This window comes from Nonomuraea sp. NPDC049695 (assembly GCF_040674955.1).
GTDB classification, from domain to species: domain Bacteria; phylum Actinomycetota; class Actinomycetes; order Streptosporangiales; family Streptosporangiaceae; genus Nonomuraea; species Nonomuraea helvata.
Window position 1 is genome coordinate 111,474 of record NZ_JBFANV010000027.1, and the last position, 13,531, is coordinate 125,004.

General features: G+C 68.2%; 13 protein-coding genes. 5 read left to right on the forward strand and 8 right to left on the reverse strand.

Translation table 11 applies throughout. The annotated features are described in order from the left end of the window. Window positions 1-14 precede the first annotated feature (14 nt). Window positions 15-782: a GntR family transcriptional regulator gene (locus tag AB0J64_RS23940; protein WP_364030541.1), complete on the reverse strand. Its 768-nt coding sequence runs from the start codon at window positions 780-782 to the stop codon at window positions 15-17. A gap of 67 nt (window positions 783-849) precedes the next feature. Beyond that, the gene (locus AB0J64_RS23945) at window positions 850-2,013 is read right to left on the reverse strand and encodes an acyl-CoA dehydrogenase family protein (protein WP_364030544.1); all 1,164 of its coding nucleotides are present in this window, start codon (window positions 2,011-2,013) and stop codon (window positions 850-852) included. A gap of 75 nt (window positions 2,014-2,088) precedes the next feature. Here AB0J64_RS23945 and AB0J64_RS23950 point away from each other — a divergent pair, with 75 nt between their 5' ends. Next, window positions 2,089-2,376 (forward strand): hypothetical protein, encoded by a 288-nt coding sequence (locus tag AB0J64_RS23950; RefSeq protein ID WP_364030547.1) that lies wholly within the window; start codon window positions 2,089-2,091, stop codon window positions 2,374-2,376. A gap of 3 nt (window positions 2,377-2,379) precedes the next feature. Beyond that, window positions 2,380-3,219, forward strand: a complete 840-nt coding sequence (locus AB0J64_RS23955; protein WP_364030550.1) for an NAD(P)H-binding protein — start codon at window positions 2,380-2,382, stop codon at window positions 3,217-3,219. Between the two features lie 168 nt (window positions 3,220-3,387). Here AB0J64_RS23955 and AB0J64_RS23960 read toward each other — a convergent pair whose 3' ends face one another. The 5 genes from AB0J64_RS23960 to AB0J64_RS23980 form a co-directional block, all read right to left on the reverse strand. Continuing rightward, window positions 3,388-3,825, reverse strand: a complete 438-nt coding sequence (locus tag AB0J64_RS23960) for an NUDIX hydrolase (protein WP_364030553.1) — start codon at window positions 3,823-3,825, stop codon at window positions 3,388-3,390. Between the two features lie 138 nt (window positions 3,826-3,963). After that, complete coding sequence (gene argG, locus AB0J64_RS23965; protein ID WP_364030556.1) at window positions 3,964-5,421, reverse strand: argininosuccinate synthase; 1,458 nt, start codon at window positions 5,419-5,421, stop codon at window positions 3,964-3,966. A 122-nt stretch (window positions 5,422-5,543) separates the two neighbouring features. Further along, on the reverse strand, window positions 5,544-6,167 hold the full coding sequence (locus AB0J64_RS23970) for a GNAT family N-acetyltransferase (protein ID WP_364030559.1): 624 nt from the start codon (window positions 6,165-6,167) through the stop codon (window positions 5,544-5,546). A 100-nt stretch (window positions 6,168-6,267) separates the two neighbouring features. After that, entirely contained in the window at window positions 6,268-7,542 is a 1,275-nt protein-coding gene (locus tag AB0J64_RS23975; protein ID WP_364030562.1) for a cytochrome P450, read from the reverse strand. Continuing rightward, a complete protein-coding gene (locus tag AB0J64_RS23980) occupies window positions 7,539-7,742 on the reverse strand; it encodes a ferredoxin (protein ID WP_364030565.1) in 204 nt (67 codons plus the stop codon). The genes AB0J64_RS23975 and AB0J64_RS23980 overlap by 4 nt, the downstream gene beginning before the upstream one ends. 468 nt (window positions 7,743-8,210) lie before the next feature. On the opposite strand from AB0J64_RS23980, the gene AB0J64_RS23985 reads away from it, so the two are divergent. Together AB0J64_RS23985 and AB0J64_RS23990 are read left to right on the forward strand one after the other, a co-directional pair. Then, on the forward strand, window positions 8,211-8,396 hold the full coding sequence (locus AB0J64_RS23985; RefSeq protein ID WP_364030568.1) for a hypothetical protein: 186 nt from the start codon (window positions 8,211-8,213) through the stop codon (window positions 8,394-8,396). Between the two features lie 2 nt (window positions 8,397-8,398). Further along, a complete protein-coding gene (locus AB0J64_RS23990; RefSeq protein ID WP_364030571.1) occupies window positions 8,399-9,148 on the forward strand; it encodes an aminoglycoside adenylyltransferase domain-containing protein in 750 nt (249 codons plus the stop codon). Window positions 9,149-9,453: 305 nt separating this feature from the next. Here the strand turns inward: AB0J64_RS23990 and AB0J64_RS23995 are convergent, their stop codons facing one another. Next, window positions 9,454-9,993, reverse strand: a complete 540-nt coding sequence (locus AB0J64_RS23995) for a GNAT family N-acetyltransferase (RefSeq protein ID WP_364030574.1) — start codon at window positions 9,991-9,993, stop codon at window positions 9,454-9,456. Between the two features lie 266 nt (window positions 9,994-10,259). Between AB0J64_RS23995 and AB0J64_RS24000 the strand changes: the two genes are divergently transcribed. Beyond that, window positions 10,260-13,346 carry a CARDB domain-containing protein gene (locus tag AB0J64_RS24000; RefSeq protein WP_364030577.1) on the forward strand — a complete coding sequence of 1,029 codons (3,087 nt, stop codon included), beginning with the start codon at window positions 10,260-10,262 and terminating at the stop codon, window positions 13,344-13,346. Window positions 13,347-13,531 lie beyond the last annotated feature (185 nt).

Genomic DNA, 13,531 nt, shown 5'->3' on the forward strand with positions numbered 1-13,531 from the left:
TCCCGGTATGGGGGCTACTGGCCCATCAGCGCGTTCTTGGCGTCGTTGAGCTCCACGGAGAACACGGTGAGGTCGCCGCGAGCGTGGCGGATGGTGTATTCGAGCGCGATCCCGCTCTCGGTGGACGTGCTGCGCGCGGTGGCCAGCAGGGCCGCGGCCATGGGCACGCGCAGCAGCTCGGCGAGCCGGTAGTCGGCGTTGACCGCGCCGATCGTCTCCCGGCCGCTCGCGGGGGTCAGGCCGTACTTGGTGCGCAGCAGGTCGTACAGGGAGCCGGTGAGATCCTCGTCGAGGATGCCGGGGACCAGCTCGACGGGCAGGTGGGCGCTCTCCAGCATGCACGGCACGCCTTCGAGCAGGCGCAGCCGCTCGACGAAGACGACCTCCTGGCGCTCCCGCACGCCGAGCGCGACGGCGACGTCGGGCCCGGCGTGCTGGAGACCGGCTCTGAGCACCTGCGTCGTGGGCTTGCGGCCCAGCCGCGCCATCGTCTCGGTGAACCCGACCGGCCGCGAGCCCAGCTCGGGGGCCACGGCCAGCGGCGCGGTGTAGGTCCCGCTCCCTTGCCGGGCCACCAGCAGGCCCTCCTGCACCAGGTCGCCGATCGCCCGGCGGGCCGTCGCCCTGCTCACGCCCGCGTAGGCCATGAGGTCCTTCTCGGCGGGGATCATCGTGTCGGGCTCGCAGTCGCGGATCGCCGCCCGCAGCCGCTCGCGCAGCTGGTAGTAGAGCGGCACCGCGGCGGACGGGTCGAGCGCGAGCCTGTGTTCCCAGTCGGTCATCCATCCCCGCCTAAGTTGTACGGACGACCGTATCTTTTACGCTCGGCGGGAAAGTGTCAAGAGTGGATCACTCCAGGGCCATGAGCGCCCAGGACTGCCCCGGAGCCAGGCCCGCCAGCTCGCGGCCGCACTCCTGGAGCGCCAGCGGGCTCGAGGTGATGTGCGCGGTGCCGGTGTGGACGTCCCTGAACAGCCGCTGGATCAGCCCGTCGCGCACGGCCGTCGTGCCGCCCGACGCGTAGACGAACCGGGCCACCTCGGCGACCGTCCACGTGACGTGGTTGAGCGCGAGCCGCACCATCGTGTCCTGGCGTACGTCGAGGTGGCGGCCCGCGTCCAGGGTGCGTTCCACGTCGTCCCACGTCTCGTGCACCAGGGCCTTCGCCGCGCGGAACGTCGCCTCGGCGCGGGCGAAGTCGGCGTGGAAGGCGTCGCTGCCGGCGATCTGCCCGGGCCGCCCGGTCCGCGCCACGACGTAGCCGGCCAGCTCGTCGAGCAGCCGGCGGCCGACGCCGAGCGCCCAGGCGGAGTGGCAGATCAGCGCCTGGTCGACCAGGCCGAGCCGGAAGATCGCGCCGCCGCGCAACGGCTCGTCCTGGTCGAAGACGTGCGTCTGGGACTCCGGTACGAAGGCGTCCTCGATGGCGTAGTCGATGCTGCCCGTGGCGCGCAGACCCAGGACGTCCCAGTTGCCGAGCATCTTGACGTCCTCGATCGGGGTGATGAAGATCCGGACCTCGTCGGTGCCCTCGATGGCGCCCAGGCTGTGGGCGTACTGGGCGTGCAGCATGCCGGAGGCGAAGCTCCACTGCCCGCTCAGGCGGAAACCGCCGTCCTCGCGTACGGCGGTGCCCGGCCGGGTGCCCTGGCCCGCGATGAGCGGCGTCCGCGTGCCCGTGAAGATCCGCTCGACGGCGTCGTCGCCCAGGTAGGCGCCAGCCGTGCCGTTCTCCAGGGTGGTGGCCATGACCACCCAGCCCGTTGAGGGGTCGGCGTACGAGAGCTCCTCGAAGACGGCGATGAGCTCTCTGGGGGAGAGCTCGGAGCCGCCGAGTGGCACGGGAACCCATATCCCGAAAAGTCCTGCCTCGTGCAGGGCGTCCACGACGGGGGCGGTGAGCCTGCCCTGCGCCTCGGCCGCGTCCGCCTCGCGCTCGATCAGCGGGCGCAGACCGCGGGCTCGCTCCAACAGGGTCGTGCCGGCGGTGTGCAGTCGCAGCGTGTCGCTCATGTCCAGGTGCTCCTGTTCTGATCGTCGGCGCTCTCATTCCGTCAGATCACGTAAGTGCTGCCTTGTCCAGAGTCGGTGGCCATCGTCCGAGCCACCCTGCGCGTGATCGGCGGCGCCATCGAGGACATCGCCGCACGTTTCTACGCCACGATGTTCGCCGAACATCCCGACCTGCGAAGGAATTGTTCAACCGCGGCAACCAGGCCAACGGCGAACAGCGCAGCGCGCTCGCCGCTGGCTCGGACGGGACTGAAAGTCAGTCCCGGCGCTGCCGCAACTCTGGACGGTGGTTTGATACAGTGTATTGATCAATACACTGTTTCGAGGCTCGATTCTCGGCCTGCGATTGACCAGAAAGGCTGAACCGTGATCCTGGTAACCGGTGGCACCGGGAACGTCGGCGCCAACGTCGTCCGCCAACTGCTCGAAGCGGGCGAGAAGGTACGCGTCATCACTCGCAATCCCGGCGACCGTTCCTTCCCGGACGGCGTCGAGGTCGTACCCGGCGACCTGACCCGAGCGGAAACCCTGGAGGAAGCGCTGTCCGGCGTCGACCGCGCATTCCTGTTCCCCGTCTTCAACGCCGTCGAGGGATTCCTCGAAGCAGCGCGGAAAGCCCACCTGGGGCACGTCGTGCTGCTGTCCTCAGCAGCCGTCACATACCCCACGCCTGGGTGGATCAGCGAACAACACCGGAAACTGGAACGGGCCGTCGAAGCGTCCGGGTTGCCGTGGACCTTCGTGCGCCCCGACGCGTTCATGACCAACGACCTGGCCTGGGCGCCCCAGATCGTCAACGGTGGGGTGGTCCGCGGAGTGTACGGCAATGCCGCACTGGCTCCCGTCGACCCCCGCGACATCGCCGCGGTCGCCGTATGCGCCCTTCTCGATCGGCGTGTCGGCGAGGCCTACCTGCTCACCGGACCCCAGTCGCTGACCCAGATCGACCGCGTGCGGATCATCGCGGAGACGATCGGCCGGCCGCTGCGGTTCGAGGAGCGACCCCGAGAGCAATTCCGGGACCAGATGATCCTCCACGGAATGCCCGCGCCGGCGGTCGCCGAGCTCATCGATCAGCTCGCCGCGAGGGACGGCAAGAGCGCGCAAACAGTCCCCACGGTCGACGAAGTCACCGGCCGACCGGCCTTCACCTACGCACAATGGGCCGCCCAGCACGCGGCCGAGTTCGGCTCGGCCCCGGCCTGACGGCGACCGTCCCCCCACGGCTGTCAACTCCGGGGCACGATATGAGAGCCCACCCGCCGACCAGCGAGCACGGCATCTCTTGACTTGATCAACTTCGAGTGGCCCCTCGGTCGAGCACACTCGAGACCGCGGAGTGTCCGCAAAGGGGGCAAGCGACGGCAGACGCAATCACAGCCCGATACTGGCCTTGGCGCCCATGTAGGACCCGGCGCCGGGCCAGCCGGCCTGAGCCAGCTCGACAAACCGGGGCGAGAAATCCAGCGCCGGCAGGTCAGCCAGCGGCACAAAGCGCACACTGCGGATCGGCACGCTGTCGATGCCCTCGACGACCGCGCCGAGGAGGCCACCGGCTCGAGCGACCTCGAACGTCATATGGACGACATGGCTGCCATCGCCTGGCAGGTGGTCGCACACATACAGCAGCCGGCCGACCGCCACGTCGAGGCCGGTCTCCTCGCGCATCTCCCGCACCAGCGCATCGCCGAGAGACTCGCCCGACTCGACCTTGCCGCCGGGCAGCGACCAGGAACGGCCGCTGCCGGCGTCTTGGTCCAGAAGCAGGATCGTGCCATCCTCGACGAGAACCCCGGTCACGCGCACCTTCACCCCGGCACCCTATCGATGCGGGCCACGCAGCGGCAGGGCACGCGGGGCGCTGTCGCACCTGGCAGAGCATCTCAGTCCCGAAATTCATCAAGCCTTGAGGTGTCGCAACACACTCCGCGGATGCTCCGGCCGCGTCGGTCAGTCGGTGCCGGACTCCATCGCGGCGTGGTCGAGCAGCACGTCGTCGTCCGGAACTTCGACGTCCTCGCCGCGGGAGGCGATCGCCTCGGCCCCGCCCTCGGGCATCGCGCCGATCAGCCCCGTCGCCGCCGCCTGAGCAGCGCCGATCAATGTCGGGTGCCCGCTGCCGACCAGGCCGAGCCTGGCGTACTGCTCCAGCTTGGCGCGGGAGTCGGCGATGTCCAGGTTGCGCATGGTCAGCTGGCCGATGCGGTCGAGCGGCCCGAACGCGGCGTCCTCGGTGCGCTCCATGGAGAGCTTGTCCGGGTGGTAGCTGAAGGCCGGCCCGGACGTCTCCAGGATGGAGTAGTCCTCGCCGCGCCGCAGCCGCAGGGTCACCTCGCCGGTGATCGCCGCACCGACCCAGCGCTGCAGCGACTCGCGCAGCATCAGGGCCTGCGGGTCCAGCCAGCGGCCCTCGTACATGAGCCTGCCCAGCTTCCGGCCCTCGTTGTGGTAGGAGGCGAGGGTGTCCTCGTTGTGGATGGCGTTGACCAGCCGCTCGTACGCCGCGTGCAGCAGCGCCATGCCCGGCGCCTCGTAGATGCCCCGGCTCTTGGCCTCGATGACGCGGTTCTCGATCTGGTCGGACATGCCCATGCCGTGCCGGCCGCCGATGGCGTTGGCCTCCAGCACCAGGTCGACGGCGGAGGGGAACTCCTTGCCGTTGATGGTGACCGGCCGGCCCTGCTCGAAGCCGATCGTGACGTCCTCGGCGTCGATCTCGACGGTGGGGTCCCAGAACCGCACGCCCATGATCGGCTCGACGATCTCGATGCCCGCGTCGAGGTGCTCGAGCGCCTTGGCCTCGTGGGTCGCGCCCCAGATGTTCGCGTCGGTGGAGTAGGCCTTCTCCGTGCTGTCGCGGTAGGGCAGCCCGTGGGCGAGCAGCCACTCGGACATCTCCTTGCGCCCGCCGAGCTCGCTGACGAAGTCGGCGTCCAGCCACGGCTTGTAGATCCGCAAGGAGGGGTTGGCGAGCAGGCCGTAACGGTAGAACCGCTCGATGTCGTTGCCCTTGAAGGTGGAGCCGTCGCCCCAGATCTGCACGGCGTCGTCGAGCATCGCGCGCACCAGCAGGGTGCCCGTGACGGCCCGCCCGAGTGGGGTGGTGTTGAAGTAGGTGCGTCCGCCGGAGCGGATGTGGAACGCCCCGCAGGCCAGGGCCGCGAGCCCCTCCTCCACGAGGGCCGCCCGGCAGTCGACCAGCCGGGCGACCTCCGCGCCGTACGCCTTGGCGCGACCGGGCACCGAGCCGATGTCGGGCTCGTCGTACTGGCCGATGTCAGCGGTATAGGTGCACGGCACCGCACCCTTGTCGCGCATCCACGCGACCGCTACCGAGGTGTCGAGGCCGCCGGAGAAGGCGATCCCGACGCGTTCGCCGACAGGCAAGGAGGTGAGCATCTTGGACACGAGTAGAAGTATATACACACCAATGCATGGCCATGCAACGCTGGGCTGCCTTCTTCGCCGCGCGTCGCACTGTCGCCAGAAGGCCGATCAGAAGGTCGATCAGAAGGTCGGTCGGAAGGCCGTCAGAAGTCGACCCGCATGACCACCCGCCGTACGGTGGGGTGGCTGACCTCCGCGAACCCGGCCTCCTCGAAGACCTGACGGGCCCCCACGTGCAGCTCGCCCCAGGTGATCTCCTTGCCCGGCTGCGTGATCATCGGGTACGCCTCGAGCGCCCGCGCTCCGTGCTCCCGGGCGAAGCCGATCGTGGCCTGGGCGAGGGGATAGGTCAGGCCGCGGCCCCGGTAGCGTTTGCGGATCACGAAGCAGGTCACCGCCCAGACGCCGTCGTCGTCCTTGTCCTCGGAGCGGCCGGCCCACGGGACACGAGAGGTACGCAGCTTGGGATAGGCCGTCCGCGGCTCGACCGCGACCCAGCCGGCGGGCTCGTTCCCGACATACGCCACCAGCCCGCTGGTGGCCACGGCGTCCGGATCGCCGCAGGCGGTCTGCGCCCGGAGCATCGCGGTCCGCTGCTCCTGCGTGGAATCGCGCCAGATCCAGCCGACCACCTTGAACCTCTGGCACTGGCACCGGCCCGCGTCGGTGCCGAAGATCGCGGCCAGGTCGTCCCAGGACGCCTCGTTGGCGGGGACGATGCTCACCTGCTCGACCGCGATGGTGTCCGGAACGGTGTCCTCAGTCATGCCCGGCATGCTAGGCCCCGTTCCGGACGTTCCCCTTCCGTATCGCGGGGGACTTCATCAATTCCGCGGCTCTCGCGGCGTCAGAACCTTCCGGCTCGGATCAGCCGATGCGGATCGGCAGCGTACGGGGGCCGCGGACCTGGCTGGCGGCCCAGGTGACGGCCGAGGGGTCTTCGAGGGTGAAGTCCGGAACGCGTTCCAGCCAGACCTCCAAGGCGACGCGGAGCTCCATGCGGGCCAGGTGGGAGCCGACGCAGCGATGGATGCCCAGGCCGAAGGCGGCGTGCCGGTTGACCTCGCGGTCGATGACCACCTCGCCCGCCCGGTCGAACTGGGCCGGGTCGCGGTTGGCCGCCGGGAACGGCAGCAGCACCCAGTCGTCGGCCTTCATGTCCACGCCGTTCCAGCGCACGTCCTCCCTGACCAGCCGCGCCATCGTGACCGGCGCGTAGGCTCGCAGGAACTCCTCCATCGCGGTCGGCAGCAGCCCGGGCTCGGCCACCAGGCGCTCGCGGTCGGCGGGCGTCTTGGCCAGGTGCCACAACGACGCGCCGATGGCGCTCCAGGTCGTGTCGATGCCGGCGATGAGCAGCAGGTTGATCGTGCCGATGACGTGGTTGGGATCGAGTTTCTGCCCGAACAGCTCGGCGTTGAGGAGGTAGGTCGTCAGGTCGTCGCGGGGGTTGTCGACGTGGTCGCGGATCTGCGCGATCAGGTAGTCCGTCAGCTGGGTGAGCCGCTCGATGCGCTCCTCCGGCGGCCGGTTGATGCTTTCGAGCGAGCTCTCGACGAACTCGCCGAACATCGGCGCGTCCTCCTGCGGGAAGCCGAGCATGTCGGCGATGACCCGCGTCGGGATGTGCTGGGCGTAGTCACGGGCGGCGTCGACGACGTCCCGTCCCTCGAACGCGTCGATGAGCTGGTGGCAGAACGCCCTGGTCGCCGGCTCCAGCTTGGCGACGGCGGTCTTGGTGAAGGCCGGCAGCAGCAGTTTGCGCGCGTCGTGGTGGAAGGGCGGATCGGAGGAGATCGGCGGCACGGGGCCCACCGGAGCGAGCTCCTTGGGCGGCTTGAAGTTGCTCACGACGATCGCCCGGGAGGTGAAGCTCTCGGTGTCGTACGCGATCGCCGCCACGTCCTCGTAGCGGGTGGGCAGCCACACGCCCCCGAACCGCTCGGTGTGCGCTATCGGGCAGCGCTGCCGCAGGTCGTCCTGGATCGAGTACGGGTCGGCCGCCCACTGCGGGTCGACGTGGGAGAAGTCGGTCGCCCAGTCGGAGACGGGATCCGTGACGATCTCGGTCCGGTAGCCGTTGAGGAACCGTTCCCTGCGCGTCTCTTCGAGGTCTTCGCCGAAGCGGTCGTCCGCGGTCATCGCGCGGCTCCCTCGACGTCGATCGCCCGCTCGGGGCAGTTGGACGCCGCCAGGCGCGCATGAGGCTCCTCGCCCGGCGAGACGGAGCCGTCGCCGATGACCGTCCCGTAGCCTTCGTCGTCCTCGCCGAACACGTCGGGGGCGAGGTCGTAGCAGCGACCGTGTCCCTGACAACGGCCGGAGTCGATCAGTACTCTCATTGCCTCGTTCCTGTCTGGGTCTCGCCTGACTTGCGGTGATCTCCCTTCCATTAGACGCCGATTCTGGGCCTGTGGTGCGGCTTATGGCGATATCAAAAAACCGTTCATTTGATATGTCAAGGCCTGGCCCGCGGCCGAGTACGTAGTGGCGTCTATCGGCGGCGGGTGCATTCGGGATTGATCCTCCCGGGGTTCCCCGAGCTGGAGATGTCGCCCACCAGGCTTACAGCCTGATGGTGGCCCGCTACGGCTACATCGTCTGCCCGCCGCAATCGCACCACTACTGCAAGCGGCTCCCCATCGAGTACGGGGTGATCCGCCCGGAGGGGGTGCAGCTCGACTACCTCATCTATGATGATCCGATTCTGAGCACCTATCGGCGGGCAATCTCGCCGGTCCCGGGCAAGGGCAGGAAGTGGCTACACCCTGGGCGAGGATTTCCTCACGATCTACGACGGCGAGTACGTCTTGGAGAACCTGCGCGACGCCACCGGGTTGCGCACCCGTGCCATGACGCGCATGGCGCTGCTCGGCCAGGGCGGCCAGTTCATCACCTACGGCTGGACCGGGAACACCGGCACCCGACCCTGGCCCTGGCGCCGGGACACCGCGGCCGTCCGCCCTCGCTGTCTGGCGGGGCTTCCTATGGTGTGATCATGGATTCTCTGTCCGACCACTACATCAGAGACGTCGCATCCGCGATGGCCTCGGTGCTTGGCTCGCGCCTGGTGGGCGTCTACCTCCATGGCTCTGCAGTGCTCGGTGGCTTTGACGCGCGGCGCAGCGACATCGACGTCCTTGTCGTCTGTGAGCACCCCATGACGGCGGATGAGCAGGCAGCCGCCGCAGAACGGCTGAGCGACAACCGCCTACCTTGCCCTGCTCACGGGCTGGAACTGAGCGTCGTTACCCTCCCTGCCGCCCTGCACCCCAAGACGCAGCCGCCATTCGAGCTCCATGTCACTACAGCGCCCGACGACACCAAGGTCGTCGATGGTCATGGGCACGAGGGAGACCCCGACTTGGTGTTGCACCTTGCCGTATGCCGCCAGGCTGGTCGCCTGGTCGGCCCCGGCCGATCCCCGGCCGAGGTGTTCGCTCCAGTCGCTGATGAGTTGATCATTGCCCAGTTGGTTTCCGAGTTGCACTGGGCTGCCGAGCAGGCGCCTGGTGAATACGCAGTGCTCAATACATGTCGTGCCTGGCGGTTCGCAACGGATGGCATACTCGTGTCCAAAATCGACGGTGGACAGTGGGCGCTCCACCGCGTGCCGATAGCCAGCCGCGAGTTGGTCCGATCGGCCCTCGATCGCCAGCGATGCCTACCCGCTGCCGAGCTCGACCCGCGCGAGGTCACGCGATTCGTTCACTGGATCCTCTCCAGGATCACCGACGCATCGGCATAACGCACCGAACCATATACGGCTCGCACTGTCACCGATCTTGCGCGCAGCATCCGCAGGGCAGGTTTGGATCAGATCTTCCACTGGACGCCGTTCCACACTCCGGGACGAAGCTGTGCAGCCATCCCAGGTGCGTGGCGGCTGTCGCGTGAGCAGCATCGGCGGCAGTACGCAGCAGCTCGCGATATTCGTCGATGCGTCCTTCGCGCTTGAGATCTTCGCGCCCGCATCCGCAGCGAGAAAGGCATCCGCTGGGGCGGACGCCCCGTCGCTGCCGCAGCCTGATCAAACGACCTCAGCGGAGAACGTCAGATCCTCGCACTACGGGCGATGCGGTACAGCACGTTCGGACGCAGTGGCCCTTCGGGCTCGGTGGGGTCGTCGAAGTCGTCGGCCGGGTCCCGGGTCATGCCGATCCGGCGCATCACCGCCTGGGAACGAAGGTTGGTGGCCGTTGTGACAGCGAGGATCTCAGGAAGCTCAAGAGCGTCGAAGCCGTGGGCCAGGACTGTCAGCGCAGCCTCGGTAGCGTAGCCCTGGCCCCAGGCCGAGCGGGCGAGCCGCCAGCCGATCTCCACTCCTGTGAACGGCATGTGGTCGTCCACGTCATCCAAGCCTGCGAAGCCGATGAACTCGCCCGTGGCCTCCACCTCGACCGCCCACCACCCGTAGCCTCGCTGGTCGAACTCGGCCTGAAATCGCGACACGGAGGCATCGCTCTGTTCGCGGGTAAGCAGGTCGCCCAAGTGCTCCCGGACCTCGGGATCGGCATTCATCGCCGCCCACGGTTCGAGGTCGGAGTCACGCCATCGACGCAAGATGAGGCGATCGGTACGTAGTTCAGCCATGCGGCCCAGCCAACATGAGCTCTGACCCCGAGGCAATCACTTTTTCTTCTGCGTGACACCGCCACCCAGAAACACAGATCGCTCCCCAGGGTGAACGGAGCGACCACCGACCCCGGCGAACCCATGCGGCCAGAGCACTAGGTAGGGGGTACTCAGGCGTCAGACCCCGCCCACGGCGGACGCTTCTTTGTGGCAGTGCTCCAAGGGAGGAAACCATGGGCTTCAGTCGGTTCAGGCGTGAAACGAGGCAACCTTTAACGTTCGCCGTGATCCTGGCGCTGCTCCTGGCCTTGATCCCGGCCCTTGCCGCCCCCGCGGCCGCAGCCGCCCCCGGCATCAAGGTCACTTTCAAGATCGAGTACCTCCGCCAGATCGAGGACCCCGACAGCGGCGGCGTGGGCGACGGCGACTACTACCCCAAGGTCCAGATCGCCGACGGCCCCTTGGAGATCGGCCCGCGAATTGAGGACGACGAGTTCGAACCCTTCGGCCTGCCGGAAGCCCCCAACGGCTGGACCTTCACGAAAGACGACCTCCCGGGCGACCAACCAACCGTGGACATCAGGGTCACGCTGTGGGACTGGGACGGCGGGCTCAACACCAACGACGACCGGATGGACATCAGCCCCCGGGACCAGGACCTGGAGCTGAACCTCGTCTACGACCTGCGCTCCGGCACGTTGTCGGGTGACGACATCGTCTTCGGCACGCCCTGCGTCAAGTCCGACGGGCAGACCGCCAAGGGCGAGACCTGCGTCGAGGGCGACGGCGACCACGGCTTCCCCCGCAACAACGACGGCCGGATCACCAGAATCGGCATCACCGCCAGCGCCGAGATGCCCGACACCGACGGCGACGGCATCCCGGACATCGTCGAACTGACCGGCATCAGGAACCGCAGCGGCGGCGTCATCGCCGACCTGCCCGCGCTCGGCGCCGACCCGTGCCGCAAGACGATCATCCTGCAGCTCGACTTCATGGCCGACACCAACCCGACCACCCGGCACTCTCACCAGCCCAAGCCCGGCGCGATCACCCTGGTTCGCAACACCCTCGACGCCGCTCCGTTCCCGGCCACGAATCCATGCCCCTATCCGGGGACACATCGCGACGGCATCGACTTCGTCTACCTCCAAGGAGCGCAACTCGCCGAACAGCAACAAATGGGCCTGAACAGCAACGACTACCGGAACGCACGAAACGCCAACTTCCCCGCCGAGCTGGCCCGTTACGCCCACTACGGGATCTTCGCCCACGACCTCCTCGGCGACCCGGGCACCTCGGGCCAGTGCTGCGAACCCACCCGGGACAACAACAAGGACTTCATCGTCACCCTCGGCTCATGGCGGACCATGTGCGTGGCCGACTTCACCCGCGACTACGGCGGCGACGACACCCTGCAGACCACGGCAGGTGGTGACGACGTCACCGTCGGCACCCAGATCCACGTCGGCGACAACCGCCAGTGCGACACGACCAGCGCCCACCCCACCGACATCCAGGTGCTCACCCCCGGCACGGGCGACGCCGACGCCAAGGTCGGTACCGAGCAGGACCAGGCCGGCACCCTCCTGCACGAGCTCTTCCACGCCCTGGGCCTGCGGCACGGCGGCGACAACAACGACAACTACAAGCCCAACTACCTCAGCTTCATGAACTACTTCTTCCAGACGGGCATCCCGAACAGCCCGCCGCCGCTGCTGGTCAATCAGTTGCGCGACTGGAAGGTGGGCGCGGTACGTCTGGGCCTGTCCAACGGCAAGCTGCCCCCGCTGAACGAAGACCTGAACGATGGGGGGCTGAACGAGTCCGCGGGGATCAGCGATGGCACGGACTGGACGTTCTGGTGGACCGACAACCTCGCCAACCCGGGCAGCGGTTTCCGTCCGCTCCGGGCGGGCGCCGGGAACGGGCCGCTCAACTGGAACGACAACCGCACGGCCGGCACCAACGTCCCGATCATCGACGCCGGCAACGTGAGCGTGGACATCAACGCCGAGAAAGGTCTGACCACCCTCAGGGATCACGACGACTGGCCCGCGATCAGGTTCCGGGCGCAGTCCCCCGACCGCCTGGGCTGGGCGTGCAGCAGCTGGCCCGCGTCCTCGCCCACCTGCGCCGGGGCCGGTGGCAGCGTGGAGAAGGAACTGGGCTTCGCCGCCGTGATCCGCCAGGAGATCTCGTTCTTCAACTTCTATGACCCCGATATCGCCACGAAGAAGACCGTCGACAAGGCAGACGCCGAGCCCGGCGACACCCTCACCTACCCGGTCAAGCTGGACAACATCGGCACTGGCCAAGCAACCGCGATCGTTCTGAAGGACACCCCGCCGACCGGCGACGCTCAAACGCGCCAGGTCGGACAGCTGGGCGCAGGTGGTACGAGCACAGAGACGTTCACGTACAAGATCCCCTGCGATACCGAGGACGCCGCCGTGCTGACCAACAAGGCCGAGGTGACCGCGAAGGACCTCGCCGGCGGAGCCGAGGCCAGAACGGACAACAACACTGCGACCGCCTCGACCAAGGTCCACGCCCCCAAGCTCACCCTCGAAAAGCGCGCGACCGCCACGGTCAACGCCGGTGAGGCGATCACGGTCGACCTGAAGGTCGCCAACGTCGGCAGCGCCAAGGCCACCGGCGTCGTCCTGACCGACACGCTCCCGAAGGAGGTCTACTACAGCCAGGCCCTCGACCAAGGCACAGGTCCCCATCCGACCGAGGTCACCCGCAACGCCGATGGGACAACGACGCTGACGTGGTCGCTGGGCGAACTGACCGCGAGCGCCACCCGGTCCGTGCAGTTCACGGCCAGGCCCAGCCTGCTGTTCTCCGCCGGGGACAAGCTGAACGACCACGCTTCCGTGACGTACCGCAACATCAACGGCTGCGTCTACGAGCCGGTGACCGCGACGGCCACCACGACGATCACCGAAGTCACGCCGACCCGCGACCCGCGTTCGCACGGCTACTGGAAGACCCACCCGGAGGAGCGCACAGCCGAGTTGCTGGCCCGGGTTCAGGCCACCTACCAGCAGTTCGACAGCTCGGGAAACGGGGCACTGGACAACTCAGAGGCCGGGGTCGTGCTCTCGGCGGGCGGGCCGCAGCCGGGTCCCGCCAGGTTCCAGCTGCTGGCGACCTTGCTCGACCTTGCCGCGCGGCAGATCAACGCCTCCACGAAGATCGACAGCGCGCTCACCCGCAAGCTCGGGACGCGTACCGTCGGAGAAGCCGTCCGGTACGGCTTCGCCACCCTGGCCCTGCCGGTCGACAGCTCGACGGCCCAGCGGTACGCCGACGCCACCGCCCTGCTCGACGAGATCGTCAACAACAAGAGCGAGGCCTACTGAGTACAGAGGGGGCCGCAGCTACGTGGACCCTAGCGCGGGAAGCGTCACCTGACTGGCTACCAGCGCGGCAGTGGCCGCCGCCCCAAGCGGGGCGGCGGCCCCCCCCCCCGTGGGGGGTGCGCCAACGGCGGGGGTTTACACATCGGAAGAGCACACCACTGAACTCCAGTCACACGCAAGACAAA

Bases quoted from the DNA above. Each gene is read 5' to 3' on its own strand.
- AB0J64_RS23975 (WP_364030562.1), bottom strand. From the start codon at position 7,542: ATGACCGCGGACGACCGCTTCGGCGAAGACCTCGAAGAGACGCGCAGG.
- AB0J64_RS23940 (WP_364030541.1), bottom strand. From the start codon at position 782: ATGACCGACTGGGAACACAGGCTCGCGCTCGACCCGTCCGCCGCGGTG.
- AB0J64_RS23995 (WP_364030574.1), bottom strand. From the start codon at position 9,993: ATGGCTGAACTACGTACCGATCGCCTCATCTTGCGTCGATGGCGTGAC.
- AB0J64_RS23990 (WP_364030571.1), top strand. From the start codon at position 8,399: ATGGATTCTCTGTCCGACCACTACATCAGAGACGTCGCATCCGCGATG.
- AB0J64_RS23980 (WP_364030565.1), bottom strand. From the start codon at position 7,742: ATGAGAGTACTGATCGACTCCGGCCGTTGTCAGGGACACGGTCGCTGC.
- AB0J64_RS23970 (WP_364030559.1), bottom strand. From the start codon at position 6,167: ATGACTGAGGACACCGTTCCGGACACCATCGCGGTCGAGCAGGTGAGC.
- AB0J64_RS23945 (WP_364030544.1), bottom strand. From the start codon at position 2,013: ATGAGCGACACGCTGCGACTGCACACCGCCGGCACGACCCTGTTGGAG.